General features: G+C 66.0%; 25 protein-coding genes. 16 read left to right on the top strand and 9 right to left on the bottom strand.

The window, feature by feature from the left end; all coding sequences use genetic code 11:
* Positions 1-44: 44 nt before the first annotated feature.
* Positions 45-818 carry an IclR family transcriptional regulator gene (locus ATO9_RS10580; RefSeq protein ID WP_238318716.1) on the top strand — a complete coding sequence of 258 codons (774 nt, stop codon included), beginning with the start codon at positions 45-47 and terminating at the stop codon, positions 816-818.
* A gap of 3 nt (positions 819-821) precedes the next feature.
* Here ATO9_RS10580 and ATO9_RS10575 read toward each other — a convergent pair whose 3' ends face one another.
* The 5 genes from ATO9_RS10575 to ATO9_RS10555 form a co-directional block, all read right to left on the bottom strand.
* Positions 822-1,955: an acyl-CoA dehydrogenase family protein gene (locus ATO9_RS10575; RefSeq protein ID WP_043748223.1), complete on the bottom strand. Its 1,134-nt coding sequence runs from the start codon at positions 1,953-1,955 to the stop codon at positions 822-824.
* A gap of 107 nt (positions 1,956-2,062) precedes the next feature.
* A complete protein-coding gene (locus tag ATO9_RS10570) occupies positions 2,063-2,737 on the bottom strand; it encodes a TetR/AcrR family transcriptional regulator (RefSeq protein ID WP_052418235.1) in 675 nt (224 codons plus the stop codon).
* Between the two features lie 42 nt (positions 2,738-2,779).
* Positions 2,780-4,087 carry a TRAP transporter large permease gene (locus tag ATO9_RS10565; protein ID WP_043748221.1) on the bottom strand — a complete coding sequence of 436 codons (1,308 nt, stop codon included), beginning with the start codon at positions 4,085-4,087 and terminating at the stop codon, positions 2,780-2,782.
* 6 nt (positions 4,088-4,093) lie between these two features.
* Positions 4,094-4,651 carry a TRAP transporter small permease gene (locus ATO9_RS10560; protein ID WP_052418234.1) on the bottom strand — a complete coding sequence of 186 codons (558 nt, stop codon included), beginning with the start codon at positions 4,649-4,651 and terminating at the stop codon, positions 4,094-4,096.
* Between the two features lie 12 nt (positions 4,652-4,663).
* Complete coding sequence (locus ATO9_RS10555; RefSeq protein WP_043748219.1) at positions 4,664-5,821, bottom strand: C4-dicarboxylate TRAP transporter substrate-binding protein; 1,158 nt, start codon at positions 5,819-5,821, stop codon at positions 4,664-4,666.
* A gap of 128 nt (positions 5,822-5,949) precedes the next feature.
* Here ATO9_RS10555 and ATO9_RS10550 point away from each other — a divergent pair, with 128 nt between their 5' ends.
* The 4 genes from ATO9_RS10550 (at position 5,950) to ATO9_RS10535 (ending at position 10,720) form a co-directional block, all read left to right on the top strand.
* On the top strand, positions 5,950-6,753 hold the full coding sequence (locus tag ATO9_RS10550) for an SDR family NAD(P)-dependent oxidoreductase (protein WP_043748216.1): 804 nt from the start codon (positions 5,950-5,952) through the stop codon (positions 6,751-6,753).
* A 196-nt stretch (positions 6,754-6,949) separates the two neighbouring features.
* Positions 6,950-7,732 (top strand): IclR family transcriptional regulator, encoded by a 783-nt coding sequence (locus ATO9_RS10545; RefSeq protein WP_043748214.1) that lies wholly within the window; start codon positions 6,950-6,952, stop codon positions 7,730-7,732.
* A 260-nt stretch (positions 7,733-7,992) separates the two neighbouring features.
* Positions 7,993-9,543: an acetate--CoA ligase gene (locus tag ATO9_RS10540; RefSeq protein WP_043748212.1), complete on the top strand. Its 1,551-nt coding sequence runs from the start codon at positions 7,993-7,995 to the stop codon at positions 9,541-9,543.
* A 37-nt stretch (positions 9,544-9,580) separates the two neighbouring features.
* Entirely contained in the window at positions 9,581-10,720 is a 1,140-nt protein-coding gene (locus tag ATO9_RS10535) for an FAS1-like dehydratase domain-containing protein (RefSeq protein ID WP_043748210.1), read from the top strand.
* Positions 10,721-10,789: 69 nt separating this feature from the next.
* Here the strand turns inward: ATO9_RS10535 and ATO9_RS10530 are convergent, their stop codons facing one another.
* Positions 10,790-12,307 carry an AMP-binding protein gene (locus tag ATO9_RS10530; protein ID WP_043748206.1) on the bottom strand — a complete coding sequence of 506 codons (1,518 nt, stop codon included), beginning with the start codon at positions 12,305-12,307 and terminating at the stop codon, positions 10,790-10,792.
* Positions 12,304-13,464, bottom strand: a complete 1,161-nt coding sequence (locus ATO9_RS10525; RefSeq protein ID WP_043748205.1) for an acetyl-CoA acetyltransferase — start codon at positions 13,462-13,464, stop codon at positions 12,304-12,306. The genes ATO9_RS10530 and ATO9_RS10525 overlap by 4 nt, the downstream gene beginning before the upstream one ends.
* Before the next feature lie 70 nt (positions 13,465-13,534).
* Here ATO9_RS10525 and ATO9_RS10520 point away from each other — a divergent pair, with 70 nt between their 5' ends.
* Positions 13,535-14,098: a helix-turn-helix transcriptional regulator gene (locus ATO9_RS10520; RefSeq protein ID WP_238318714.1), complete on the top strand. Its 564-nt coding sequence runs from the start codon at positions 13,535-13,537 to the stop codon at positions 14,096-14,098.
* A gap of 12 nt (positions 14,099-14,110) precedes the next feature.
* Here ATO9_RS10520 and ATO9_RS10515 read toward each other — a convergent pair whose 3' ends face one another.
* Positions 14,111-14,905 carry an IclR family transcriptional regulator gene (locus ATO9_RS10515; protein ID WP_081979531.1) on the bottom strand — a complete coding sequence of 265 codons (795 nt, stop codon included), beginning with the start codon at positions 14,903-14,905 and terminating at the stop codon, positions 14,111-14,113.
* Between the two features lie 129 nt (positions 14,906-15,034).
* Between ATO9_RS10515 and ATO9_RS10510 the strand changes: the two genes are divergently transcribed.
* The 7 genes from ATO9_RS10510 to ATO9_RS10480 are packed head-to-tail and all read left to right on the top strand — an operon-like array spanning position 15,035 to position 21,689.
* A complete protein-coding gene (locus ATO9_RS10510) occupies positions 15,035-16,255 on the top strand; it encodes a CaiB/BaiF CoA transferase family protein (protein WP_043748204.1) in 1,221 nt (406 codons plus the stop codon).
* 1 nt (position 16,256) lies between these two features.
* The gene (locus tag ATO9_RS10505) at positions 16,257-17,423 is read left to right on the top strand and encodes an acyl-CoA dehydrogenase family protein (RefSeq protein ID WP_043748201.1); all 1,167 of its coding nucleotides are present in this window, start codon (positions 16,257-16,259) and stop codon (positions 17,421-17,423) included.
* Positions 17,424-17,434: 11 nt separating this feature from the next.
* On the top strand, positions 17,435-17,893 hold the full coding sequence (locus ATO9_RS10500) for a MaoC family dehydratase (RefSeq protein ID WP_043748199.1): 459 nt from the start codon (positions 17,435-17,437) through the stop codon (positions 17,891-17,893).
* Positions 17,890-18,774 (top strand): HpcH/HpaI aldolase/citrate lyase family protein, encoded by an 885-nt coding sequence (locus ATO9_RS10495; protein ID WP_202902126.1) that lies wholly within the window; start codon positions 17,890-17,892, stop codon positions 18,772-18,774. The genes ATO9_RS10500 and ATO9_RS10495 overlap by 4 nt, the downstream gene beginning before the upstream one ends.
* Entirely contained in the window at positions 18,774-19,361 is a 588-nt protein-coding gene (locus tag ATO9_RS10490; protein ID WP_043748197.1) for a TRAP transporter small permease, read from the top strand. Before ATO9_RS10495 ends, ATO9_RS10490 begins: the two co-directional genes overlap by 1 nt.
* Positions 19,358-20,644 carry a TRAP transporter large permease gene (locus tag ATO9_RS10485; protein WP_043748194.1) on the top strand — a complete coding sequence of 429 codons (1,287 nt, stop codon included), beginning with the start codon at positions 19,358-19,360 and terminating at the stop codon, positions 20,642-20,644. The genes ATO9_RS10490 and ATO9_RS10485 overlap by 4 nt, the downstream gene beginning before the upstream one ends.
* A 34-nt stretch (positions 20,645-20,678) precedes the next feature.
* Positions 20,679-21,689, top strand: coding sequence for a TRAP transporter substrate-binding protein (locus ATO9_RS10480; RefSeq protein WP_043748192.1), 1,011 nt, complete (start codon positions 20,679-20,681; stop codon positions 21,687-21,689).
* 343 nt (positions 21,690-22,032) lie between these two features.
* On the opposite strand, the gene ATO9_RS10475 is transcribed toward ATO9_RS10480, so the two are convergent.
* Positions 22,033-22,944, bottom strand: a complete 912-nt coding sequence (locus ATO9_RS10475) for a sulfotransferase domain-containing protein (RefSeq protein ID WP_043748189.1) — start codon at positions 22,942-22,944, stop codon at positions 22,033-22,035.
* A gap of 223 nt (positions 22,945-23,167) precedes the next feature.
* On the opposite strand from ATO9_RS10475, the gene lepA reads away from it, so the two are divergent.
* The 3 genes from lepA to ATO9_RS10460 all read left to right on the top strand — a co-directional run bounded on the left by lepA (position 23,168) and on the right by ATO9_RS10460 (position 26,268).
* A complete protein-coding gene (gene lepA, locus ATO9_RS10470) occupies positions 23,168-24,967 on the top strand; it encodes a translation elongation factor 4 (RefSeq protein ID WP_043748187.1) in 1,800 nt (599 codons plus the stop codon).
* Between the two features lie 265 nt (positions 24,968-25,232).
* Entirely contained in the window at positions 25,233-26,048 is an 816-nt protein-coding gene (locus tag ATO9_RS10465; RefSeq protein WP_052418233.1) for a hypothetical protein, read from the top strand.
* Positions 26,049-26,085: 37 nt separating this feature from the next.
* On the top strand, positions 26,086-26,268 hold the full coding sequence (locus ATO9_RS10460; protein ID WP_043748184.1) for a hypothetical protein: 183 nt from the start codon (positions 26,086-26,088) through the stop codon (positions 26,266-26,268).
* The last annotated feature ends 94 nt before the right edge of the window (positions 26,269-26,362 follow it).

Here is a 26,362-nt window from a genome sequence, read left to right as displayed (position 1 = left end):
CTTGGGTCAGGTATGATCGCGATCGGCTGAAAGAGGGGGGAAACATGGCGAACCAGGACGGGACACAGGCGATCCGCCGTGCGGCGACGATGTTGCAGCGCATCGCGCATGTGGCGGGGGACGAACCGCCCACCTTGCGCAACCTGTCCCAGGCGGTCGATCTGCCACGCTCCACCGCGCATCGCATCCTCAAGGCGCTGACGGATACCGGCCTCGCCTATTACGATCCGCAGACCCGGCGCTACGAGATCGGCATGCTCAGCTACGAACTTGGCCTCGCCGTCACAGACAACGTCCTGCAACTGGCGCCCTGGGCGGCGGCGGTGGATCGGGTCGCGCAGCGGGCCAATGTCACCACCTACCTGATGCGCCGTTCAGGGATGGAGGCCGTCTGCGTCCACAAGGCCGAGGGCCGCACCGTCATCCGCGTTATCCCGGTCGAGGTCGGCCAGCGTCGCTACCTCGGCGTCGGGGCAGGGGCCACGGCCCTGCTGGCGGGGTTGCCGGATGAAACCGTCGACCGGATCATCGCGGCGGTGACCCCGGATCTCGAGGCCTTTGCCGACCTCACCCCCGACCGCGTCCGCGAAGCGGTGGCAGAGGCGCGACGCACCGGGTTTTCCGAAAGCCAGGGCCGCGCCTATCGGTCGATCTACGGGCTGGGGGTGGGCGTCAACGCCCATGCCGCCGAACCCGACATCGCCATTTCCATCGCCGCTCATGCGCCCGAGGTCGACGAGACCCGGATCGCCGAGTGGAAGACCATCATCGCCGAGGAAATCGCCGAAACCCGCAAACGCCTGGCGGTGCGGCGCTAGGGCTCAGGCCGCCAGCGCCCGCGCGATGACCAGACGCTGGATGTCGCTGGTGCCTTCGTAGATCTGGCACACCCGCACATCGCGGTAGATGCGTTCGACCGGGAAATCGCGGGTATAGCCGTAGCCGCCGAAGGTCTGGATCGCCGCCGAACAGACCTCTTCCGCGATTTCAGAGGCAAAGAGCTTGGCCATCGACGCCTCTTTCAGCGCCGGCACGCCCGCATCGCGCAGGGTGGCGGCGTGCAGCACCATCTGGTGCGCGACCTCGACCTTGGTGGCCATGTCGGCCAGGCGGAAGGCCACGGCCTGGTGCCCCATCAGCGTGGTGCCCATGCTCTCCCGGTCGTTGGCATAGGCCACGGCATGGTCCAGCGCGGCCCGCGCCATGCCCACCGATTGCGCGGCGATGCCGATACGCCCGCCCTCGAGGTTCGACAGGGCGATGCGATAGCCCTGACCCTCTTCGCCCAGCAGGTTCTCGGCCGGAATCTCGAGGTTCTCGAAGGCGATCTGGGCGGTGTCCGACAGGGTCTGACCCAGCTTTTTCTCAAGCGACGCAACGCGATAACCGGGCGTGTCCGTCGGCACGATGAAGGCGGAAATCCCCTTCTTGCCGGCCTCGGGGTCGGTCACGGCAAAGACGATGGCGACATCGGCGTTCTGGCCCGAGGTGATGAATTGCTTGGTCCCGTTCAGACGCCAGCCCGCATTGGTCCGCTCCGCCCGCGTCTTCAGCGCCGAGGCGTCCGACCCGGCATGCGGTTCGGTCAGGCAGAAGGCGCCCAGCTTTTCGCCGCGCGCCATGGGCCGCAGGAAAGTATCGCGCTGGTCGTCATTGCCGTATTTCAGGATCGGCACGCAGCCCACGGAATTGTGCACCGACATGATGGTCGACAGGGCCCCGTCGCCGGCGGCGATCTCCTCCAGCGCCAGGGCATAGGCCACGTGATCCGACAGCGCGCCGTCCCAGTCCTCGGGCACCAGCATGCCCATCAGGCCAAGCGCGCCCATCTCGGCGATCTCGTCCTTGGGAAAGGCGCCGGTGCGGTCCCATTCGGCGGCCTTCGGGGCCAGCTTTTCGGTCGCGAAACGGCGGGCCATGTCACGCACCATTTCCTGGTTCTCGTCGAGGATCATGTCTCTTCTCCCTTTCGGCGGACGCCCGGCGCCCGCCCTCATCTGAAACGCGTCTCTATCTGTCCCCGGTATAGGGGGCCTGCAAAACCCGGCCAAGCGCCGCAGGGTCAGGTGTCGTCCGCTTCGGCACCCGTCTTGCGATCCGCCCGTGCCACCCGCGACACGAAGAGATCGGCGATGAAGCCGGCATCCTCGCCCAGCCGGTCGGTCGTGCCGTCCACGATGGCCTGGATGCTCATGCCCGAAATCGTCCCCGAAATCGCCCGCACGCTCTGTTCGATATCGACATCGGCGCGCAGCTCTCCCATCTCCTCGGCCTGCAGCATGTAATGCCGCAGGTTCTCGCGATAGGCGCGGTGCAGTTCGGCGATGCGCGGCTTCAGCTCGGGGATGGAACCGGTGGAATCCACGATCAGCTGGTAGAGCGCCACGGCGCTTTCCGGCATGTCGCGCACCGCCTCCAGCTGGAACCTTATCCGTTCGACCAGCGCGTCACAGCCCCGGCGGTCGCCCACGCGCTTTTCGACGTGGCGCATGAACCGGTCCTGGATCGCGTCCAGCACCGCCTCCAGCAGGTTCAGCTTGGTCCCGAACCGTTGCACGGGCAGGCCACGGGAATAGCCCGCATCGATCCCGATCTGTGCCAGGTTCGCGCCCGCCGTGCCCTTGCGCCCGATCAGCGACGTGGCCGCGCGCAGCATCTTGCGGTCGGATATCTCCCGCCGCCGCTGTTTCGGGCCAAGCTGGACCGTCGGGGTCTCCGCGTCGTTGGAACCAGGCAACCTATACTCCGTTCACGTTGGGCATGTCGTTTCGGGTCATCGTCATTGCATCAGTCCCGGCAGGAACAGGATGATCTGCGGGAAGGCAATGAACAGCGTAACCGCTATGGCATCGGCGGCCAGGAAAAGGAAGATGCCCCGGAAGATCGTCGTCAGGCTGGCCTGGTTTCCCACCACCCCCTTGATGACGAAGACATTCATGCCGATCGGTGGGGTGATCATGCCGATTTCCAGAAATTTCACCAGGAAGACGCCGAACCAGATCAGGTCGATCCCCGCATTGTCGAGGATCGGCAGCAGCACCGGCACCGTCAGAAGCATCGCGCCCAGAGGGTCCAGGAACATGCCCAGGATCAGGTAGATGCAGGAAATCCCGATCAGCAGGACCAGCGTGTTGGCCTGCATCGCGATGATCGCGTCGGCGATCATGTGGCCCGTGCCCGACAGGGTCAGGAACCGTGTCAGGAGGATCGCGCCGATCGCGATGAGGAACAGCGAGGAGGTCGTGAGCAGCGTCTCCTTCAGCGCCTCCCAGAGGCCCGAGAGGTTGAGCGAGCGCTTGGCAAGGCCGATCAGGATCGCGGCGAAGGCCCCGACGGCCCCGGCCTCGGTCGCGGTGAAGAACCCGCCGAACATGCCGCCGATCACCACGACCAGCAGGACGAGGATCGGCCAGGTCTCGCGCAGGTCGCGCATCCGCTGGTCGAGCGGCGGCTTCTCGGCCAGGCGCGGGGCCATGTGCGGTTTCCACAGGGCCAGCCCGATGACGACGGTCATGTAGAGCACGGCGGTGGTCAGCCCCGCGCCGATGCCGCCGATGAACAGCTTGGCGATCGGCACCTCGGCGAAGACCCCGAAGAGGATCAGCAGGATCGAGGGCGGGATCAGCGCGCCGAGCGTCCCGGCGGCGGCGACGGACCCGGTGGCCAGCCGCATGTCGTAGCCCGCGCGCTTCATCTCGGGGATGGCGATGCGGCCCATGGCGGCGGCGCAGGCGATGGAGGACCCGGTCACGGCGGCGAACCCGGCCGAGCCCCAGATCGTCGCCACGGCGAGCCCCCCGGGCAGCCAGGCGAGCCAGCTGCGGGCCACCTCGAAGAGGCCCCGCGTCAGCCCGGCGTAATAGCAGACATAGCCCATGAGCAGGAACATCGGCACCGAGCTGAGCGTCCAGCTGGCCGTGAAGTCATAGGGCAGGTTTGACAGCATCCCGAGCGCGGGGCGCGAGCCGATGAGATACCAGATCCCGCCGGTCGAGACCGAGATCAGCGCGATCCCGATATGCACCCGCAGCACCAGCAGCCCCAGCATCAGGCCGAGGCCGATCAATCCGATGATTTCGCGTTCCATGACGGATCAGACCCCTTCACGCATGGCGTCGCGCATGTCGTCGACGCGGTCCACCGGGACCTCTTCCATCCCGCTTTGCAGCGGGGTCCAGAGCACGATCACGCGGTAGACCAGGATCAGGGTCATCAGCGCGAAGCCCGCCGGCAGGAAGAAATAGCCGCCCCAGATCGCGATATCCTCGCCGTTCTCGGTCTCGAAGGCGCCGGCGTGGAACTTGGTCATTGCCTCTTCCCAGAGCGGCAGGGTCATCGTCGCGGCGATCCCCGCGGCGAAGAGGCAGACGGCGCCCCCCAGCACCCGCCGCAGGCGGGCGCCGAGGGTCTGGTAAAGCACCTCGACCGAAATATGCCGGTCGAGGATTTCGGTCAGGCCAAGCGGCAGGAACGCCGCGCCGACCATGTACCAGCGGGTGACAAGCGCCTGGGTGAACGGAACGCGCAGGTTGAAGAGGTTCTTCAGCAGCACGTCCAGTGTCACCTGCACCATCATCGCCAGCACGCACAGCGCCCCGATCAGGGCCAGGCCGCGTGCCAGCAGGTTGAGGATCCGTCCGATCAGGCCCATGTCACATGCACCTCACAACGCGCCGGGGTCGATCTGGCTGAACAGCTGGTCGTAATAGACCTGCGCCACCGCATCGACATCCGTCGTGTCCACGCCCTCGAAGGCCGCCTTCCACTTGTCCACCAGCGCCATGATCTCCTCGATCCGGGCCGGGGCGTCCTCCTGGCCGTATTTCTCGACCGCCAGCTTGCCGATCGTGTCCAGCTCGGTCGTGTAGAAGGCCTCGGTCGCGGCTTGCAGCTCCGCATCGGGTTCCACCGCCTCAACGCCGCCATCGGCGGGGTTCTTCAGGTAATGCTGGTTCTCGCCGTAATAGGTGACGGTGACATGTGCATGGCCCGTGGCCGCGGCCTCAAGCAGCATCTGCTGCCCGTCGGCGCCCATGTCCTCCCAGAGGTCGCGGTTCACGGTGAAGACCGACGATCCGAGGTAAAGCCCGATCGGCACGTTCAGCACGTAATCCACGACATCGCCGTAGGACAGGCTCTTCAGCGTGTCCAGGCCCTGGGTGTTGCCGTCCAGCGTCCCCTGGTTGAGGCTTTCGTAGATATCGCCCGACGGGATCACCACGGCCTTGGCGCCCATGGCCTCCACGTAGCGGCCGAAGGCGCCGACGCCCCGGATCGTCTTGCCCTCGAAATCGGCCATGGAGCTGATCTTGTCCTTGGACATCAGGTAATACGGCCCGACCGCGCTGAAGCCCAGGTTGACCTGGTTGAGCGACTTGAACTCCTCGCGGCAGGGCTCGCATTCGTTCAGGATGTAGTCGCTGATGACCGCCGTCATCACCACCACGTCCGGCGAGGCCGTGACCACATCCGTCACCATGTTGGTATAGGGGAATTCCGCGCGGCTATAGGCCGGGATCGTGTAGCCGATATCGACGATGCCATCGCGAATGCCGTTTGTCATCTCGGCGAATTTCAGCAGCGTGCCGGGATAGACCTCGGAGGTGTATTCGCCCTCCGACAGCCGCTCCAGCTCTTCCGCGAAGACCACGACGCCGCTGTTCAGCCCGTTCTGGGATGCGGTCCCGGTGGCGATGCGCAGTTCCTTGGCCATCGCCGTACCCGAAAGCCCGAACGTCAGGCCGACGGTCAATCCAGCGGCCAGGCCAAACGCCGAACAAGTGCTCAAAACCGGCGCCAGGCCGGTGCGTGAAAGTTTCATGGTGTCCTCCCTGGGCAATGCCAATCGGCGATTGCCTTCTCCTATTCTATTTCGCTAACTGGTCAGCAAGCGATATGAAATGGCTAACTGACGAATTAGCGAAAGTAAACAGCCAAGGAGGAGGAGGCATGTTCAATCTCTCGGGAAAGGTCGCCGTGGTGACGGGCGGCGGACGCGGCATCGGGCGCGGCATCAGCCTGACACTGGCCGCGGCCGGGGCGGACGTCGTGGTGACCGGGCGCAGCCCCGATCCGCTGGACGACGTGGTGTCCGAGATCGCGGAAACCGGCGGTCGCGCCGTGGCGATGCCGGCCGACATCACCGACCCCGACACGCCCCAAGCCCTTGTCGACAAGGCGCAGCAGGCGTTCGGCGGGCTGGATTGCTGGGTCAACAATGCAGGCAGCGCCGCGCGCGACGATGTCGGCGCGCTGATCGACCTCGACGCGGGGCAATGGGACCGGGTCGTCGATCTCAACATGAAATCCGCCTTCTTCTGCGCCCAGGCGGCGGCGCGGGCGATGCGGCAGACGGGCGGCGGGTCGATCATCAACATCACCTCGCGCTCGGGCTCTCACCCCAACCCGATGACGGGCCAATACGGCGCCGCCAAGGCCGGGGTCGAGAACCTGACCATGACCATGGCGGTGGAATGGGGCCACATGGGCATCCGGGTGAACGCGGTCGCCCCCGGCGTCATCGTGACCGAGGAAACGACCGCGATCCTGTCGGGCGACCGCGCCCAGAAACAGATCGACACCGTGCCCATGGGGCGGCTCGGCCAGCCGCGTGACATCGCCTCTGCCTGTCTCTACCTGGCCAGCGATGAGGCGGAATGGGTGTCGGGCATCACCATCCCGGTCAATGGCGGCAGCCGCATCGCCATCGGCTACCTCGCCTACCTGCGCAGGGTGGCCAAGGGGCAGGGGTGAGGATCCTCTATGCTGCCCGGCGGTGCCGCCGGGCGGTCCCCAGGACAATTGCCGCTGAACAGACGGCAAGACTCGGAACGGTCGAAGACCTGGCACGTGTTCCAAACCTGCCCGACTGCCCCAGACCAAACACCCCGTTGACGCCCCGCCCAAACCCATTGTCCAATGACAACGCCATTGCCAGAGGACGCCCGCCATGCCCGACACCCCTCGCGATCCGGTCAAACGTGCCGTCCCCGCCGTGTCCCGCGCCGTGGCGATCCTGCGTTACCTTGGGCGGGCCGAGGACCCGGTCGGCGTCAACCCGATGGCCCGCGACCTCGGCCTCGTGCCCAGCACTTGCCTGCACATCCTGCGGGTGCTGACCGACGAGGGCCTGGTCCAGTTTGACCCGCAGACCAAGCGCTACACGATCGGCGTCGGCATCCTGCCGATCGCGCGCACCGCGATCCAGCGCAACGCCTTCATCTCGCTCGTGCAGCCGCATCTCGACAGCCTGTCGGAAAGCTCCGGCGCCACCGTGCTGGCAACCCAGTTGACCGAAGCCGGCCAGATGGTCGTCGTCGCGATCAGCCAAGTACCGCAGCGCTTCAGCCTTCAGGTCGACCTGGGCAGCCGCTTTCCGCTGCTGATCTCGGCCACTGGGCGCTGCTACGCGGCGTTCAATGATCTCGACCCTGACAGGCTGCGCGCCGATTTCGCGCGACTCAACTGGGACAATCCCCCGCGCTACGAGGCCTGGCTCGACCAGGTCGCCGAGACGCGCGAGCAGGGCTTTGCCGTGGATCGCGGCGCCTACATGTCCGGCGTCACCGTGGTCGCGGTGCCGGTGCTGAACGCCGCGCGTCGCATGACCCGCAGCCTCGTCGCCGTCGGCATCTCCGAACGGATGGAGGCGCAGGGCCTCGACAGCCTCGCCGCGCGCATGCTCCGCGCCCGCGACGAGGTGGCAGAGTTGTCGCTGGCCGACCCCGCCTGACCCCCCGAAATCCGGGCCAGACGAATCCCGCAGCGCCGTTGCGCCCAGACAATGGCCCGCGCGGAAGTTCAGGCCCCGCACACGCCCGATCCGACCAACCCCCTGTAAAACAGGCATTTCCCGCAGGCATGAACGCAATCCATTGCGTCAGGACAATAAGCAACCCGAATTGACAACAATCCGTCCGATTTCCCACCCTTGAGAGCAACGGCGCCACCCGCGCCACCGCCCCCAAGGCGGCCAGGAGGAGGAGATCACGGATGACCAAGCTGACGGAGTACACGTCCTACGCCGATGCGCAGCGCCATTTCAGCCCGCAGGCCCTGTGGGACCTGTTCGATGGCGACCGCGACAGCCTCAACATCGCGCATGAATGCGTCGACCGGCACGCGGGCACCGGCGCCACGGCAGTGGCCATCGCCCATTCCGACGGCCGGGACGAGATCGTGACCTTCGACGCGCTGTCCGCGCTGTCGTCGCAACTGGCTCACTGGCTGCTGGGGCAGGGCGTGGCCAAGGGGGACCGGGTCGCGGTGATGCTCGACCCGACCGAGGCCTTCTACGCCGCCATGTTCGGCGCGATGAAGATGGGCGCGGTGGCCGTGCCGATGTTCACGCTTTTCGGGCCCGACGGCATCCGCCTGCGCACCGACGATTGCACCCCCAAGCTGCTGTTCACCAGCCGCGAGAAAGAGGCCGAGGCGCGCGAGGCCGGCGGGACCGAGGTCGTGGTCGTCGACCAGGATTTCCTCGACGCTCTGGCCGACCTGCCCACCGATTTCACCTGCAACACCGCGGGCAGCGACCTGGCGGTGCTGCAATACACCTCGGGCACGACCCGCGCGCTGCCGGCGGCGGTGAAGCACAACCACCGCTCCATCGTCACGCTGATGGTCGCCGCGCTTTATGCCACGGGGATCCGCCCGGGCGACCGGTTCTTCTGCCCGTCCTCGCCCGCCTGGGGCCATGGCCTGTGGCACGGCACGCTGTCACCGCTGGCGCTTGGCGTGTCCACCGGCACCTTCTCGGGCCGGTTCGACCCGGTGCGCCTGTGCAAGGCGTTGTCGGATTTCGAGATCACCAACCTCTCGGCCGCCGCGACCCATTACCGGATGATGCGCAATTGCGGCCGGGCCGAGGATTTCACCTACCATTTCGACAAGCTCACGTTCACCGGCGAACCCATCGACAGCGAAACCGCCCGCTATGTCGACGATCTGTTCGGCACCACGGTTTGCTCGATGTACGGCACGACCGAGATCGGGGTGATCCTGGCCAATTACCCCGGCGCCGAGGATTTCGAGGTCCGCGACGGATCGCTCGGCAAGGCCGTGCCCGGCAACGTGGTCGAGGTGCATGACGCCACGGGCAAGCCCGCCCAGCCCGGCGAGATCGGCGAGCTGATGGTCATGCGTCGGGGCGAATGGTTCCCGACCAAGGATCTCGGCCGGATCGACGAGGACGGGTATTTCTACCATGCCGGCCGCGCCGACGATGTCATCATCTCCGCCGGCTGGACGATGAGCGCGGTCGAGATCGAGGACGCGATCCTGCGCCATCCCAAGGTGGCCGAAGCCGCCGCCATCGGCGTCCCGGACGAGGTGCGCGGCCAGGTGGTCAAGGCCTTCGTCGTGCTGAAGGACAGCGAAAGCCCGGGCCTCGTCGAAGAGATACAGGACCTCGTCCGCCAGACCCTCTCGCGCCACGAATACCCGCGCCACGTCGCGATCGTCACCGACCTGCCCAAGACCCCCGCGGGCAAGGTCAACCGCAAGATCCTCAGGGACAACGAGGCAAAGGCGGCCGCCTGAGCAATCCCTGAATAACCAGCATTTGGAGGAGACCAAGATGAACGACATGACCCAGAGACAATTCCCCCGTATCACGCAGGAAGGGCTCGATGACCTGTCCAAGCGGATCGGCGTGAAGATCGAGAACACCGTGGAGCCCTGGTGCTACGAGGCCACCCGCGACAATATCCGCCACTACGCCCACGGCATCGGCGACGACAACCCGCTCTGGTGCGACCCGGATTATGCGAAGGGCACGAAATTCGGCGACGTGATCGCGCTGCCCTCGTTCCTGTTTTCCACCAGCCGCATCATCTCGGGCTATGTCGGCGGCCTGCCGGGCGTGCACGCCATGTGGTCGGGCTCGGAATGGGAATGGATGAAACCGATCGCCCGCAACACCGAATTGCGGACCGAGGCCTATCTGAAGGACCTGATCGAACACGAGACCCGCTTTGCCGGCCGCGCCGTGCAGCAGATCTACCACGTCGATTTCTACGACGCGAAGACCGGCGATCAGCTGGCCGCGGCCGACAGCTGGTGTTTCCGGACCGAACGCAACCACGCCGCCGAAAAGGGCACCAAGTACACCGACGTCAAGAACCGCCAGCCCCGCGTCTACACGCAGGAAGAGCTCGACAGCTACACCAAGTATTACGAGCAGGAGGAAATCCGCGGCGCCGAAACCCGGTACTGGGATGACGTGACCGTGGGCGACGCGCTGCCCACCATGGTCAAGGGCCCGATGACCGTCACCGGCTTCATCGCCTATGCCCAGGGCTGGGGCGGGCTCTATATCCGCGCCAACAAGATGGCCTGGAAGCTTCAGCAGAAGCACCCCGGCGCGGGCATCAAGAACCGCTTCGGCATCCCCGATTGCCCCGAACGTGTGCATTGGGAAGAGGATTTCGCGCTCGAGGTCGGTGCCCCCGGTGCCTACGATTACGGCCCCGAACGCGCCTCCTGGCTGACCCATCACGTCACCAACTGGATGGGCGATGACGGCCATCTCAGCCAGGCGAAATGCCAGGTCCGCCGTCACAACCCCGAGGGCGACATCATCCTGATCCACGGCGAGGTCGCGCGGAAGTTCGACAAGGACGGCAAGTTCTACGTCGAGATCACCCAGCGGGCCGAACAGCAGGACGGCGAGATGTCCGCCGTCGGCTCCTGCATCGTGGAACTGCCCAAGAAGTAAGGCGCAGGCCTAACAAGCAGGCCAAACAACAAAGAACAGGGCGGGTATCGTACCCGCCCTGTTTGCGTGTCAGCCCGCCTCGGTCGCCAGCCGCTCCCGCAGGTCGGTCTTCAGCACCTTGCCGTAATTGTTCTTCGGCAGCTCGTCGACGAAGACATAGCGCTTGGGCTTCTTGAACCGGGCGATCTGGCTGGTGCAGACCTCGTCCAGCGCGCCGGTCTCCGGCGTGCCGTCGCAAACCACGAAGGCCACGACGATCTCGCCCCATTCCGGATCGGGCGCGCCGATCACCGACACTTCGCGCACGTGCGGATGGGTCAGCAGCGCCTCTTCGACCTCTCGGGGATAGATGTTCGACCCGCCCGAGATCACCAGGTCCTTGGCCCGGTCATGCAGCGTCAGGTAGCCGCCCGCATCCAGGTGCCCCAGGTCGCCGGTCATCAGCCAGCCCTCCTTCAGGCTCTTCGCGTTGGCCTCGGGATTGTCGAGGTAGCCTGCCATGACCTGCGGGCCGCGCACCGCGATCTCTCCGACCTCGCCGGGGGGCAGGGGGGCGCCGTCCGCACCGATGATCCGCACCTCCGCCACCGATTGCGCCCGTCCGACCGAGGCCAGCCGCGCCGCCCAATCGGGGTGGCTGCTGTCGGCGATATCGCCGCGCGACAGGGCGGTGATCGTCATCGGCGCTTCGCCCTGGCCGTAGATCTGCACGAATTTCGGCCCCAGCACGGCCAGCGCCTCCTTGATATCGGCCACGTACATCGGCCCGCCGCCATAGACGATCGTCTTGATCCCGTCGCCGTCCGACCCCGCATGCCGCGCCGCATCGACCAGCCGCTTGACCATGGTCGGGGCCGCGAACATCGACACGTTGCGCATCTCGCGACCCAATTCCAGGATTTCACCCGGATCGAAGCCGCCGCTGTCCGGGATCACGTGGCGGGCACCGCGCTGCACATGCACGAAGTTATAGAGCCCCGCCCCGTGCGACATCGGCGCGGCATAGAGCGCGGCATCCTCGGCCAGCACGTAATCGACATCGGCCAGATAGCTCAGCGAGGCCGCCATCAGGTTCAGGCAGGTCAGCATCGCCCCCTTGGGCCGCCCCGTCGTGCCGGAGGTATAGAACAGCCACGCCACGTCCCCGCCCGCCATCGGCGCAGGCCAGGGCAGGGGGGCATGGTCCAGCATCGCGGCAAGTTCGGGCGATCCCGGCGCGATGCAGGGCGTGTCGCCGATATCGCCGGTTGCCAGCAAGGCCTCGGGGTCCTTGGCAAAGACGAACCGCGTGCCCGAATGCGCGATGATCCAGGCGGCTTCCTTTGCGTGCAGCTTGCCGTTGACCGGCACGGCCGTCGCGCCCGCGTAGAGGATACCGTAGAAGATCGGCAGGTAATCGACCGAATTGGGCAGGAAGATCGCCACCCGGTCACCGGGCCCGATCCCCCGCGCCACCAGCGCTGCGCCGATGGCGGCGGCCTGCGCGGCAAAGCCCGCGTAATCCGCGACCAGCCGCGTGCCCACGAACAGCGCCGGGGCGTCGGGCCGGTCCCGCGCCGTCCGGGCCAGCCATTCCGCCGGGTTCATTTCGCCGCCTCAAGCACCGAACAGTAATTGGCGACGCCCGATCCGCCCATGTTGAAGACCAGCCCCAGATCCGAGCGGTCGGCCTGCATGTCGCCGGCATTGCCGGTCACCTGCCGCGCCGCCATCACGTGCATCGACACGCCGGTCGCGCCCACCGGGTGGCCCTTGGCCTTCAGCCCGCCCGACAGGTTCACCGGCAGCTTGCCACCCTTCATGACAATCCCTTCGGCCACCGCCTCGGCGCCGTGGCCCTTGGGTTTCAGGCCCATGGCCTCGTAGATCATCAGCTCCGCGATGGTGAAGCAGTCATGCACCTCGGCAAAGCCGATATCGTCCAGCCCCACACCCGCCGCTGCGAACGCCTTGTCAAAGGCGACGCGCGGCCCGGTCAGCTCGGTCATGTCGCGGCGCGACATCGGCATGAAATCGTTCACCTGCTCCGCGGCGCGGAAGGTCACGGCCTGCGGGAAATCCTCGGCCAGTTCGGGGGCCACGATCACCAGCGCCGCCGCCCCGTCCGAGATCAGCGAACAATCGGTCATCCGCAGCGGCGCGGCGATCATCGGGTTCTTGTCCGACACCGCGTTGCAGAACTCGAAATTCACCGCCTTCTGCATATGTGCCAAGGGGTTGGCCATCGCATTGGCATGGTTCTTCACCGCAATCTGCGCGAGCGCCGCGCCCTGGTCGCCGAAGCGCTGGAAATACTGCCCCGCGATCCGCCCGAAGATCTGCGGAAAGGACACGCCGCTTTCCTCTTTCTGGTAGGACGCCCCGGCCAGCGCCTTGGTCACGCCCGCCGTATCCAGGTCGGTCATCTTCTCCACGCCGATCACCAGCGCGATCTTGGTCTGGCCCGCGCGGATCGCGTTCAGCGCGTTGTAGATCGCGGCCGACCCCGACGCGCAGGCATTCTCGCATCGCGTCGCGGGGGTGAAGCGCAGACCGTCATCCAGCCCCATCACCAAGGAAGAGGCAAAGGCATCCGGCACCATGCCGGAATTGAAATGCCCCAGCCAGATGCCGTCGACATCCTCGGCGGCGACGCCTGCATGGGTCAGCGCCTCGTCGGCGGCGGCGATGATCAGGTCTTCCAGGCTCTGCTCTTTCAGCGCGCCGAATTTCGTGTGGCCCCAGCCAGTGATACATGGTTGCATGATGTCTCTCCTACCTTGGGCGCGATCTTGGCCCCCTGCGCCGCGCCCCGGTAGTCCGCAAAGTTACCTAATGGCGAACCCCGCGATGCTGACCGACCTCGATTCCGCGATCTTCGACCACGCCCCCGTAGGGCTGCTCTATTCCGAGGACCGGATGATCCGGCGCTTCAACCATCGCTTCGCCGCGCTCTTCGGCTATGACGACGCCGCCCTTCAGGGCCAGTCGCTGGCGATGCTCTATCCCTCGCTGGACGAGTTCGACCATACCGGCCAGCACTGGACGAAAGAGCTCAGCGCCCATGGCGCCTATGTCGACGAACGGATCATGAAGCGCCGCGATGGCGGGCTGTTCTGGTGCCGTGTCCGGGGGCAGGCGCTCGACCCCGCCACCCCTCTGGCCCGCGCGGTCTGGAGCTTTGCGGATCTTTCGGCCGAACGTCCCGTCCTGGCCCTGTCGCGGCGCGAACGGCAGGTCGGGATGCTGCTGGTCGAGGGCCTGACCGCCAAGGAAATCGCCCGGCGGCTCGAGATCTCTCCGCGCACCGTGCATGTCCACAAGAACCGGCTGATGACCCGTTTCGGCGTTCGCAATTCGCTGGAACTGGTGCGCTGCCTGACCTCCATGCCGTCCTGAGCGCGGCCCGGATCAGTCCAGCGCCGCCCCCTGCCAGTCGGGAATGGTGATCCCCGTCAGGGTCTTGCGTGAATGATCCGGCCCCAGCTCCTGCGCGATGGCGCGGTGGATGCGCAGGGCGTTTTCCTCGAACTTGTCGGTCACGCGATAAAGGGGCCCGGCCACGGTCACGGAATAGATCCGGTTGCCCAGCACGATCGGCACCGCCACCCCGCCCAGGTCGGGCGAGTAGTTGGACGCCGACACGAACCAGCCGCGCGCCCCGGCCTCGGCCATCTGCTCGCGCACCTCGTCGACCGACTTGGCGGCGTTGGGCCCCCAGCAGCCATATTCGGTCTTGCGCAGGATCACCTCGCGGTCACGTTCGGGCATCTGCGACAGCAGCGTCTGGCCCGACGCGGTGACATGGATCGGCACCCGGTTGCCCAGCTGCGCCGCGTAGCGCACGGCGGCCGACGATTCGACCACCGCCAGGAACACCGCGAATTGCCCGTTCGGGGCGGAAATCCAGGTGGTTTCCCCGGTCTCTTCCCCCAGCCGGACGATGATCCGGCGCAGCGCCTCGGGCACCGGCTCGGCCTCGGTGAAGGCTTCGGACAATTGCTGCCAGCGGGATGACGGGTAGTACCCGCCGCGTGCGCGGGGTTCGTACAGGTATCCCGCATCTGCCAATGTTGTCAGTATGTTATGAGCGCTGGATCGTGGCCAGTCGAAATGTCGGACCACATCTGCCAGCGTCGCGGGCTCCTGTCGCTCGGCAAAGAATTCCAGCAAGGCCAGAAGGTTTTCGATCTGTTTGACTGCCATGACTTCTTCTGCCCCGTTTGCCGGTTCTGATCCAGACGCGCGTTGACAAGTGAATCGCGCTCTGTCTTACTTGTTCCAAATATTGCTGTATTTGTCCAGATATATGGACAAATGGGAGGAGACGGCAAAATGGGACCACTCGACGGACTTCGCGTCCTCGATCTCAGCTCCGTGCTTATGGGGCCGTATGCATCGCAGATTCTCGGGGATTACGGCGCCGAGGTCATAAAGGTCGAAGCGCCGGCCGGTGACCTCGTGCGGGAAATCCAGCCATCGCGTTCGGCGGGGATGGGGGCGATGTTCCTCAACTCGAACCGTTCGAAGCAAAGCATCGTGCTGAACCTCAAGACGGCCGAGGGGCGCGACGCGGTGCTGCGAATGGTCGCCGATTGCGATGTCGTGCTCAGCAATGTGCGCCCGCGCAAGATGGACCGCCTGGGCCTGACCTGGGAGGCGCTGAGCGCCGCCAACCCCCGGATCATCTATGCTGCCCTTGTCGGCTTCGACCAGCAGGGTCCCTATGCCGGGCGCCCGGCCTATGATGACCTGATCCAGGGCGGGGTCTGCATCCCGCATCTCTTCGAACGCGCCGGCCAGCAGCCGGCCTACGTGCCCGCCGCGATCTGCGACCGCATCGTCGGCATGTCCGCGGTGAACGCGATCCTCGCCGCGGTGATCGAACGCGGCAAATCCGGCCAGGGCCAGAAGGTCGAGGTGCCGATGTTCGAGACCATGCTCTCGATGATCCTGGCCGATCACCTGGGCGGTCTGACCTTCATGCCGCCGCTGGATCACGGCGGGTACAAGCGGCACCTGTCGCCCGACCGCAAACCCTATGAAACCAAGGACGGCTACGTCTGCGCGCTGATCTACAATGACGGCCATTGGGAACGGTTCTTCCGCGAACTAGGCCGCCCCGACATGCCTGCCGCCGACCCCCGTTATGCCACCTTTGCCGCCCGGATGGAGCATATAGACGAGGTCTATGCTGAGCTTGGCACCCTGATGAAGACCCGCACCACCGCCGAATGGCTCGACCTGTTCGACCGCGCGGACGTGCCGGCCCTGCCGATGCATTCCTTCGAATCCGTGCTCGAGGATCCGCATCTGCGCGAGGTCGGCTTCTTCGAAGAGGTCGACCACCCGACCGAGGGACGCATTCGCCAGATGGCCGTTCCCACCAGTTTCTCGCGCACCCCGGCCACACCCGAACGCCTGGCCCCCCGCCAGGGCGCCGACGGGGCCGAAGTGCTGTCGCGCATGGGCTTCACCGCCGACGAAATCACCGCCTTGGCGCAAAGCGGGGCGCTGACATTGCCGGATGCGCAAAAGACGGAAGGGGCTGAATAACATGGACTTTTCCCTGTCCGACGACCAGAAGGCCATCCAGGACGCGATCGAACGGATCTGCGCGGGCTTCGGCGACGAATACTGGCTGAAAAAGGACCGCGAGGGCGGCTTCCCGACCGATTTCTACGACGCGCTGGCCCGCGAAGGCTGGCTCGGCATCTGCACTGCAGAGGATCAGGGCGGCGCCGGGCTCGGCGTGACCGAGGCCTCGATCATGATGCGCACCATCGCCGAAAGCGGGGCAGGGCTGTCTGGCGCCTCTGCCGTGCATATCAACATCTTCGGGCTGAAACCGGTCGATGTCTTCGGCACGGACGAGCAGAAGAACCGCATGATCCGCCCCATGGCCGAGGGCCGCGCCAAGGCCTGTTTCGGCGTGACCGAACCCAATACCGGCCTCAACACGACCCAGCTGAAGCTGCGCGCCGACAAGCGCGGCGACACATATGTCGTGAACGGCCAGAAGGTCTGGATCTCGACCGCGCAGGTCGCCGACAACATCCTGCTTCTGGCCCGCACCACCCCGCTCGAGGACGTGACCAAGCCGACGCAGGGCCTGTCGCTTTTCTACACGCCCTTCGACCGTGACCGCATCAAGGTGTCCGAGATCGAAAAGATGGGCCGCAAGGCCGTCGACAGCAACGAGCTCTTCTTCGAGGATTTCGAGATCCCCGAAACCGACCGCATCGGCGAAGAGGGCGAGGGCTTCAAGTACATCCTGCAGGGCATGAACCCCGAACGTATCCTCATCGCGGCCGAAGCCGTGGGCCTGGGTTTCGCCGCCCTGAAAAAGGCCACCGCCTATGCCAAGGACCGCAACGTGTTCAACCGGCCCATCGGTCAGAACCAGGCCATCCAGCATCCGCTGGCCATCTGCCAGTCGGAACTGGAGGCCGCCTGGCTGGTCACCATGAAGGCCGCCTGGGAATACGATCAGGGCCTGCCCTGCGGCGCCAGCGCGAACATGGCGAAATACCTGGCCGGCGAGGCGGGGTTCAATGCCTGCCAGCAGGCGGTGATGACCCATGGCGGCTTTGGCTATGCCAAGGAATATCACGTCGAACGCTACCTGCGCGAAAGCCTGATCCCCCGCATCGCCCCGATCTCGCCCCAGCTGGCGCTCTGCTACATCGCGGAACGCGTGCTGGGCCTGCCGAAATCTTACTGAAGGACACGCTCATGGCCGGTCTCTGGTTCGAGGAATTCCACGAAGGTCTGCATTTCCGTCACGAGCTGACGCGCACGGTGACGGAATCCGACAACATGATGTTTTCGCTGATGTCGATGAACCCGCAGCCCCTGCATATCGACTTCAACTTTGCCAAGGACACGGAATGGGGACAGCCGCTGTTCAACTCCATGTTCACCTTCGCGATCATGGTCGGGCTGACGGTGCAGGACACGACGCTGGGCACCACGATCGGCAATCTCGGCTTTTCCGAGGTCAAGTTTCCCGCGCCTGTTTTCCACGGCGACACCCTGCGCGCCGAAACCACGGTACTGTCGACCCGCGCGTCGAAATCCCGCCCGACCCAGGGCCTGGTCGAGTTCGAACACCATTGCCTCAAGCAGGACGGCACGCTGGTCGGCCAGTGCAAGCGCATGGCCCTGATGCGCAAACGGCCGGAGGCCGCATGATGCGCTCGTTCCTCTTCGTGCCGGGCGACGCCCCCCGCAAGTTCGAAAAGGCCCGCGCCGGTGAGGCTGATGCCCTGATCCTCGACCTCGAGGACAGCGTCGCCGCCACCGCCAAGGTCACGGCGCGCGGCACCGTGGCCGACATGCTGGATGCGCCCCGTGATGAGCCCCGTAACGAGCCAGGCGATGGCCCGGCGCTCTTCGTCCGGGTCAATGCGCTCGATACCGGGATGACGCTGGATGACCTCGCCGCGATCATGCCGCATCGCCCGGACGGGATCGCGCTGCCGAAATGCCAGGGCCCCGACGACCTGAACCGCGTCGCCCATTACCTGGCCGCGTTCGAGGCCGCCCATGACCTGCCGCCGACGCCGATCATCGCCATCGCCACGGAAACCGCCGCCTCGCTCTTCACGCTGGGCAATTACGCGGGCTGCGACGAACGGCTTTGGGGCATGATGTGGGGGGCCGAGGACCTGTCCGCCGATCTGGGCGCCCGTGAAAACGGCGCGCGCGAAGGGTTCCACGAACCCTTCCGCCTGGCCCGCAACCTCTGCCTGGCCGGGGCCGCGGCGGCGGGTGTCGTCGCCATCGACACGATCTGCGCCGTGCTGGACGACTTCGACGTCGTCACCCGCGAGGCGCGGGAGGCCCGCCGCGACGGCTTCGGCGCCAAGGCGGTGATCCACCCCAAACATGTCGCGCCGGTCAACACCGCCTTCACGCCCACCGAAGAGGAACTCGCCTGGGCGAAGAAGGTGCTCGCGGCCTTCGCCGCCGATCCCGGGGCAGGGGTGGTGCGCATCGACGGGCAGATGATCGACAAGCCGCACGAACGCGCCGCGCAAAAGATCATGGCCACCGCCGGGGGGACGTCCTGATGGCCGCGCCCGGTAACGACCAGGTCCCGCTGAACCTGCCCTCCGCCCTGCTGGCCAAGGTGGAAACGGCGCTCGTCTTCCTGTCGACCCTCGCCATGGCCGCAATCATGTGCATCGTCATGGCCGACGTGGTGCTGCGCTATGTGTTCGACGCGCCGCTTGTCTGGTCCTTCGACCTGATCGGCCTCTACCTCGTGGGGGCGGTGTTCTTCTTCGCGCTCTCGGACACGATGCAGCAGCACGGACATATCGCGCTCGACGTCTTCGTGCCGCTGATCCCGTTCCGCCTGCGCCACGCGGCGCAATCGCTGGGCTTTGCCGCCTCGACCCTGTTCCTGGCCGCGATCACCTGGCTCGAGATCTGGGAAGCCGAGGGCGCCTTCATGGCCGATGACCGCATCGCCGGTGTCGTGCCCTTCCAGACCTGGGTCGCCCATGCGGTGCTGGCCATCGGCATGGGGGCGCTGGTCCTGCGCTGCGCTTACCGGTCGATTTTCCACGCGATTTCAGCGGTTTCCGGGCGGCCCAACGTCGAATTGCCGCCCCCGCCCATCACCTCGTCCACCAAGTCGGAGCATGCCGAATGACCGTGACCGTCGCGCTACTTGTCCTCGTGGCCATGCTTGTCTTTGGCCTGCCCGTGGCCCTTGCCATGGGCGTGTCGGGGGCTGTCGGGCTCTACATGTTCGGCGGCTGGCCGATCCTTCAGGGCATCCTCAAGACCGCACCCCTGTCGACCGCCAATGATTACGAGATCATCACCATCCCGATGTTCCTGCTGATGGCCGAATTCGTCATCATATCGGGCGTCGCCAACGACCTGTTCCGCGCCGCCACCGTCTGGGTCGGCCGCCTGCGTGGCGGGGTCGCCATGGCCACCGCGCTGGCCGGTGCGGGCTTCGGCGCGATCTCGGGCTCGTCCACCGCGGCCGCCGCCACGCTCGCCTCGACCTCGATCCCTGCAATGCTGAAGGAAGGCTACGAGCCCAAGCTCGCCTGTGGCGTCGTCGCGATTTCCGGCACGCTGGCCATGCTGATCCCGCCCTCGATCGCGCTGATCCTCTACGGGATCATCGCCGACATCCCGATCGGGTCGCTGCTGATCGGCGGGGTGATCCCGGGCCTGATCGTCACCGTGACGATCATGCTGACCATCGCCTTCCTGGTCTGGCGCGACCCCTCGGCAGCGCCGCTGGGCCAGTCCTACACGTTCCGCCAGAAATTCGCCTCGCTCAAGCGGGTCGGGCTGGTGCTGATCCTGTTCTTCGCGGTGACCGGCACGATCTATTCCGGCATCGCCACCCCGACCGAGGCCTCGGGCATCGGCGCCTTCTGCGCCATGCTGATCGCCGCATGGGAACGCCAGCTGACGCTGAAGAACGGGTTGCGCGCCCTGCGCTCGGCGGCACAGACCACCTGCATGGTGCTCTTCATCATCCTGGGCGCCCATGTCTTCGGCTATTTCTTCACGCTGACCCGCGTGACCAACGACATCACCACCTGGGTGGGGGCGCTGGAAACCTCTCGCTGGGTGATCCTGGCGGTGATCCTGCTCGGCTACCTGATCCTCGGCTTCTTCATGGACCAGATCGCGATCCTGATCCTGACCGTGCCGGTGATCCTGCCGTTGATCCTGCAGATGGGCTATGACCCGATCTGGTTCGGCGTGCTTGTCGTCGTCACCGCCGAGGTCGGCATGGTCACGCCACCCCTGGGCATGAACGTCTTCGTCGTCGCCCGTTACACCCGCCGCCCGCTCGGAGAGCTGTTCCGCGGCGTCGCGCCCCATGTCTGGGCGCACCTGATCGTCATCGCATTGCTCGCCGCGTTTCCGGCGATCACCCTGTGGCTGCCGTCAACGATGCGGTAGCCGCGTTCTATTGTTCGACAGAGGAGGAAGAACAATGAGGAAGACCACGACGGCCCTTGCGGCCCTGCTACTGACGACCACCGCCGTGTCCGCGCAGGACATCACCCTGCGCCTGGCAGACAGCCTGCCGGTCGGCCATTACATGACCACCGGCGTCGCCGAACCGCTGATGGAGGCCACGACCGAGGCCACCGGCGGCGCGGTCGCCTTCGAACATTTCCCGGCGCAGCAGCTGGGCAAGGCCAAGGACATGCTCTCGCTCGTGCAATCCGGCGTGGCCGACATCGCCTATGTCGGTGCGTCCTATTCCGCCGACAAGCTGCCGCTCAGCTCGGTCGGGGAACTGCCCGAGGCCTTCACCAATTCCTGCGAAGGCACCAAGGCATTCTGGGAAATCGCCAAGCCGGGCGGCGCGCTCGACGTGGCCGAATACCAGGAACAGGGCGTGCGCGCGCTGGCCGTGCTGGTCCTGCCGCCCTATCAGCTCTTCGCCTCGAAAGAGATCACCGGCCTCGACAGCATCAACGGCTGGAAGGTCCGCGTGACCGGCGCGCCCAAGATCGCCGGAGTGAAAAAGCTGGGTGGCGTCCCGGTCGCCGTGCCGGGCCCCGAAACCCGCGAGGCCCTGTCGCGCGGCACCGTCGACGCGATCGCCTTCCCGATCGGGTCGATCAAGCCCTATGACTTGGCGCCGCATATCAAGACCGCGACCCAGGGCACCAATTTCGGCGCCTTCGTCGCGACCTGGATGATCTCGCAGTCGAAATACGACGAACTGCCCGAAGACGTGCAGCAAGCCCTGACCGAGGCCGGCGCCGCCGCCACGCTCAACGGCTGCGAGGCCACCGACGCCTCTGCCGACGCCGACAAGGCCTTCGTCGCCGAACAGGGCGTGACCTTCGTCGACCTGCCCGAGGCCGACCAGGCCAAGCTGGCCGACATGATGTCCAATGTCGGCGACGAATGGGCCGCCGAACTCGATGGGCGGGGCAAGAAGGGGTCCGAGATCCTCGCCGCCTTCCGCAACGCCCTGGGCGCCATGTAAGCGCCTAGCCATGCAGCAAGGGCGGCCCCGAAGCCGCCCGACCCGAGGCAGGAAAAGGGCGCCCCCGTGGCGCCCTTTTATGTGCCGGGGCAGGGGCTTGGGTCCAATGCCGGGGTCTCTCGGTCCTACCAGCCGGTACCGGCCTAAGGATCAGCGCGCAGCCCTCGGATCTTATCCCCCGCCCGGCGGCACCGCCGGGCTGCGCCTGCCTGCCCCTCGGCAGGCGCATTCGCGCCCGCCCATGCAGGCGCAGCCCTCAGTAATAACGCGGCAAGGGACGAGATTTCTGCATCCACCGGCCATGACACGGCAGGCGCTGACACGCCACCAAGCCCACCAAGCCTCACCCGCCGGAGCCGACCTCCAGCCACCGCCGCTGCTCCGGGTCCGGCAACAGCTCTGCCATTCGCCGGTCGTAAAGCGCCAGCAGCTCCTCCGACAATTGCCCCGCCCATTTGTCCGACGTGCCGGAATCGAAGAACGCCGCATCGGAATGCCAGAACCCGGTCCCGCCCACCGGCGCGTAATCCGCGGCCTTCTGCTTCATCGCGCCGAACTCCGTCGCCGCCGTCACCGCGTCGATCAGCGCCTCCGATGCGTCGATCCCGGCGGCTTCCGCCATGCGCCGCACCGTGCCGCGCCCGTCGCGCAGCATGTCGGCGTAGTGAAACAGGCCCAGCCCCGGCACCCGCCCCGATTGCACCGTCTCGAGGTAATGCGCCACGATCAGCGCCAGCGTGTCGGTGTCGAAATCGTCGAACCGCGCCGGGCTTTCCAGGAAGACCCGCGCGGAGGCCTCCAGGGGCAGCTTCATCGGGTGGTCGGGACTGGCGCTGATCCGGTTGGCCACCGCCTTGCGGACCGAGAACAGGATATCCAGCGGATGGCGATAGACGGCGATCACCCGCACGCCCTCCCAGACCGGGAAGCCGGTGGCGGGGGTGTGGGTCTTGACCACGCGCCGCCCCTCCTGCCGGTCGAGCGCCGCGGCGACATCCTCGGCCGAAACGCCCAGATCGGCATCGACCCAGGGCGACAGCACCGGCACCTTGTCCGGCAGGTCGGTCGTGCCCAGGGCCAGCATGGTCAGGATCGTCTGGCTCCAGGTCGTGCCGGCCTTGGGCGGGGTGCAGACCAGGATATCGCCCGCCCGCGGCTGCCAGACCGCCCAGCGATCCGGATCGGTCAGCTCTCCGCGAAAGGCGCGGGCCGGAGGCGCAATCACGGGGGCAAGAACGGGGGCAGGGTGCGACATGTCCGGGGCTCCTCCAATGGTCGCGCCAGATTGGCCCCGCACGGCCCCGGCGACAACCCCCGACACTGCCCCCGCCACCGCGCGAAACGGCCACGTCGCCGCGCCCGCGATCAAGCCGCTTCCCCCGCCAGACAACCTAATGTAGAAGGCGCCAATGCCTCCGACCAAGGGGCGTCAGCCACAGGCTTTCACGCCCCCCGATCCTCTGCTATCTGAGCACCCCATGACCGAGCTTGACCATATCCGCAACTTCTCCATCGTTGCCCATATCGACCACGGGAAATCCACCCTGGCCGACCGCCTGATCCAGTCGACCAACACCGTGTCGGAACGCGAGATGAAGGAACAGCTGCTCGATGCGATGGACATCGAACGCGAGCGTGGGATCACCATCAAGGCCAACACCGTCCGCATCGAATACATCGCCAAGGACGGCGAGAAATACATCCTCAACCTGATCGACACCCCCGGCCATGTCGACTTCGCCTACGAGGTCTCCCGCTCCATGCGCGCGGTCGAGGGCTCCCTGCTTGTCGTCGACAGCACCCAGGGGGTCGAGGCGCAGACCCTCGCCAATGTCTATCAGGCCATCGACGCCGACCACGAGATCGTGCCGGTGCTCAACAAGATCGACCTGCCGGCCTCGGAACCGGACCGGGTCAGGGAACAGATCGAGGACGTGATCGGCATCGACGCCTCCGAGGCGATGCTTGTTTCCGCCAAGTCCGGCATCGGCATCGAGGAAACGCTCGAGGCGATCATCGCCCGGCTGCCCGCGCCCCAGGGCGACCGCGACGCGCCGCTCAAGGCGATGCTGGTCGATAGCTGGTATGACCCCTATCTCGGCGTGGTCGTTCTGGTGCGGATCATGGATGGCGTCCTGAAGAAGGGCGACCAGATCAAGATGATGCAGACCGGCGCGAAATACGGCGTCGACCGGATCGGTGTCTTCCGTCCCGCGATGCAGAATGTCGATGAACTCGGCCCCGGCGAAATCGGCTTCCTCACCGCCCAGATCAAGCAGGTGCGCGACACCAAAGTCGGCGACACGATCACCACCGAAAAGAAGGGCTGCGAGAAACCGCTGCCGGGCTTCAAACCGTCGATCCCGGTCGTCTTCTGTGGCCTCTTCCCCGTCGACAGCGCCGAATTCGAGGATCTTCGGGACGCGATCGAGAAACTGGCCCTGAACGACGCCTCGTTCTCCTATGAAATGGAAACCTCGGCGGCGCTTGGCTTCGGCTTCCGCTGCGGCTTCCTCGGGCTGCTGCATCTCGAGGTGATCCGCGACCGGATCGAACGCGAATACGATATCGAGCTCATCACCACCGCGCCCTCGGTGATCTACCACGTCTTCATGAAGGACGGAGAGAAGATCGACCTGCACAACCCCGCCGACATGCCCGACCTGACCCATGTCGACCACGTGGAGGAACCGCGGATCAAGGCCACCATCATGGTGCCCGACGAATATCTCGGCGATGTGCTCAAGCTCTGCCAGGATCGCCGCGGCATCCAGGAAGACCTGACCTATGTCGGCGGCCGCGCCATGGCGGTCTATGACCTGCCCCTGAACGAGGTCGTCTTCGATTTCTACGACCGCCTGAAATCGGTGACCAAGGGCTATGCCTCCTTCGATTACCAGCTGATTGGCTACCGCCAGGACAACCTGGTGAAGATGCAGATCCTGGTGAATGACGAACCCGTCGACGCGCTGTCGATGATGGTCCACCGCGACCGGGCGGAAATGCGCGGCCGTGCCATGTGCGAAAAGCTCAAGGACCTGATCCCGCGCCACATGTTCAAGATCCCGATCCAGGCCGCCATCGGCGGCAAGGTCATCGCCCGCGAAACCCTCGCCGCGCTCCGCAAGGACGTGACCGCCAAATGCTACGGCGGCGACGCGACCCGGAAGCGCAAGCTGCTGGACAAGCAGAAGGCCGGCAAGAAGAAGATGCGCCAGTTCGGCAAGGTGGATATCCCACAGGAGGCGTTTATCAGCGCTCTCAAAATGGACAACTGAGGTTGTCCATTTTTCGCGCTGATGACCGCAGTGCGCGAAAGCGAATTGCCGAAAGGCAAATCGCGTGCGGCACCCGGATCGGGCAGAGCGGCCTGCGCTGAACCGCCCATATGGCCGCGCTATCGCAGCTCAGAGGTTCCCCCGCTCGGCGGCACCGCCGGGCACCGCCCCGCGACCACCTGACGCCGCGCCTGGACCCACCATCCCTTGCGATAATGCCCCATCCCGGTACTCTCTCCGCACTATCTGTCGTAGAGAGTGCCCCATGGATCAGGTCGCGCCCCATTTCCCCCTTGTCGGCTGGACCCGCAACGAAGACGCGCCGCCGCTCGAGATGGCGCAGGTATTCGGGGAACGCCGCTCCGGCACCAACCTGGTGCACCGCCTCCTCGGGCGGAATACCGGGTTGCAGATGACCAACCGCTTTGGCTGGAAACACGGGCTTCCGGCTTATCCGGTCATGCCGCTGAAATGCCTGTTCATCGGGGTCGTCCGGCACCCGCTGGACTGGCTGAAAAGCTTCTATCGCGGCCCGTTCGAGGTCGCCCCGGACATCGCCCGCAAACCCTTTCCCGACTTCCTGCGCGCAGAATGGGAAAGCGTCTACACCCCGCGCAATTCCGGCTGGTTCGACCATGGATACGAGCTCGACCCAAGGCTCGGTCGCGGCACCGTGTTGCAGCTGGATCGCCACCCGATCACCGGGCGCCGTTTCCGCAACGTGGTCGAATTGCGCAACACCAAGTTGCAGGGTCACCTGTCGCTGCTGGCCCGCAACCTCAACGCGGTCTTCGTGCGATACGAGGACGTGGTCGCCGACCAGCAGGGCTTCGTCGACACGCTGAGCGGTCTTTTCCCGATGCCGGACGCGCCGGCCTTTGCCGAGGTCAATCGCCAGGTCGGGCCGCGTGCTCCCGCGCTCGATATCGACTTCACGGACGAGGATCGCGAATTCGTCCTGTCCCAGCTCGACCGGCGGCAGGAGGCATCGGTCGGCTATGACCTCGCGACCGAGGCCGGGTGCGGGGCCGAAGGCGGGGCAGGGCTGATCCAGATCAAGGCAGATGCATTCCGAAAATGATATGTTTTCCTCATGTCATCCGCATGAGGAGAGTCCGATGTTGCGCCTTGCCATGATGCTCTATTCCCTGATCGGCACGACCCTGGCCGGGTCGGCGGTGGTGGTGGCCCTGGTGATTGGCCAGGACACGCTGCGCCCGATCCTGATCGCCGCCGCGCTTGGTTTCATCGCGGCGCTGCCGGTGGCCTGGGCGGTGGCGGCACGGCTTTACCGCGCCTGACCAGGTGTTGCCTGGGCGCGGGCGTCATGATCGCCCGCGCGCAGCGTTAACCCCGGCCTCTGCCGATCCCGCACCGACGCAATACCGACGTTGT

The organism is Pseudooceanicola atlanticus (assembly GCF_000768315.1).
GTDB lineage: Bacteria > Pseudomonadota > Alphaproteobacteria > Rhodobacterales > Rhodobacteraceae > Pseudooceanicola > Pseudooceanicola atlanticus.
This window is presented reverse-complemented; position numbering and strand designations above follow the sequence as displayed.

Coding starts and splice junctions, on each gene's coding strand:
- ATO9_RS10520 (WP_238318714.1), top strand. CDS start 13,535: ATGGCGAACCCCGCGATGCTGACCGACCTCGATTCCGCGATCTTCGAC.
- ATO9_RS10495 (WP_202902126.1), top strand. CDS start 17,890: ATGATGCGCTCGTTCCTCTTCGTGCCGGGCGACGCCCCCCGCAAGTTC.
- ATO9_RS10515 (WP_081979531.1), bottom strand. CDS start 14,905: ATGGCAGTCAAACAGATCGAAAACCTTCTGGCCTTGCTGGAATTCTTT.
- ATO9_RS10575 (WP_043748223.1), bottom strand. CDS start 1,955: ATGATCCTCGACGAGAACCAGGAAATGGTGCGTGACATGGCCCGCCGT.
- ATO9_RS10550 (WP_043748216.1), top strand. CDS start 5,950: ATGTTCAATCTCTCGGGAAAGGTCGCCGTGGTGACGGGCGGCGGACGC.
- ATO9_RS10530 (WP_043748206.1), bottom strand. CDS start 12,307: ATGAACCCGGCGGAATGGCTGGCCCGGACGGCGCGGGACCGGCCCGAC.
- ATO9_RS10465 (WP_052418233.1), top strand. CDS start 25,233: ATGGATCAGGTCGCGCCCCATTTCCCCCTTGTCGGCTGGACCCGCAAC.
- ATO9_RS10525 (WP_043748205.1), bottom strand. CDS start 13,464: ATGCAACCATGTATCACTGGCTGGGGCCACACGAAATTCGGCGCGCTG.
- ATO9_RS10475 (WP_043748189.1), bottom strand. CDS start 22,944: ATGTCGCACCCTGCCCCCGTTCTTGCCCCCGTGATTGCGCCTCCGGCC.
- ATO9_RS10540 (WP_043748212.1), top strand. CDS start 7,993: ATGACCAAGCTGACGGAGTACACGTCCTACGCCGATGCGCAGCGCCAT.
- ATO9_RS10580 (WP_238318716.1), top strand. CDS start 45: ATGGCGAACCAGGACGGGACACAGGCGATCCGCCGTGCGGCGACGATG.
- ATO9_RS10545 (WP_043748214.1), top strand. CDS start 6,950: ATGCCCGACACCCCTCGCGATCCGGTCAAACGTGCCGTCCCCGCCGTG.
- ATO9_RS10480 (WP_043748192.1), top strand. CDS start 20,679: ATGAGGAAGACCACGACGGCCCTTGCGGCCCTGCTACTGACGACCACC.
- ATO9_RS10565 (WP_043748221.1), bottom strand. CDS start 4,087: ATGGAACGCGAAATCATCGGATTGATCGGCCTCGGCCTGATGCTGGGG.
- ATO9_RS10460 (WP_043748184.1), top strand. CDS start 26,086: ATGTTGCGCCTTGCCATGATGCTCTATTCCCTGATCGGCACGACCCTG.
- ATO9_RS10535 (WP_043748210.1), top strand. CDS start 9,581: ATGAACGACATGACCCAGAGACAATTCCCCCGTATCACGCAGGAAGGG.
- ATO9_RS10505 (WP_043748201.1), top strand. CDS start 16,257: ATGGACTTTTCCCTGTCCGACGACCAGAAGGCCATCCAGGACGCGATC.
- ATO9_RS10500 (WP_043748199.1), top strand. CDS start 17,435: ATGGCCGGTCTCTGGTTCGAGGAATTCCACGAAGGTCTGCATTTCCGT.
- ATO9_RS10510 (WP_043748204.1), top strand. CDS start 15,035: ATGGGACCACTCGACGGACTTCGCGTCCTCGATCTCAGCTCCGTGCTT.
- ATO9_RS10555 (WP_043748219.1), bottom strand. CDS start 5,821: ATGAAACTTTCACGCACCGGCCTGGCGCCGGTTTTGAGCACTTGTTCG.
- ATO9_RS10560 (WP_052418234.1), bottom strand. CDS start 4,651: ATGGGCCTGATCGGACGGATCCTCAACCTGCTGGCACGCGGCCTGGCC.
- ATO9_RS10490 (WP_043748197.1), top strand. CDS start 18,774: ATGGCCGCGCCCGGTAACGACCAGGTCCCGCTGAACCTGCCCTCCGCC.
- lepA (WP_043748187.1), top strand. CDS start 23,168: ATGACCGAGCTTGACCATATCCGCAACTTCTCCATCGTTGCCCATATC.
- ATO9_RS10485 (WP_043748194.1), top strand. CDS start 19,358: ATGACCGTGACCGTCGCGCTACTTGTCCTCGTGGCCATGCTTGTCTTT.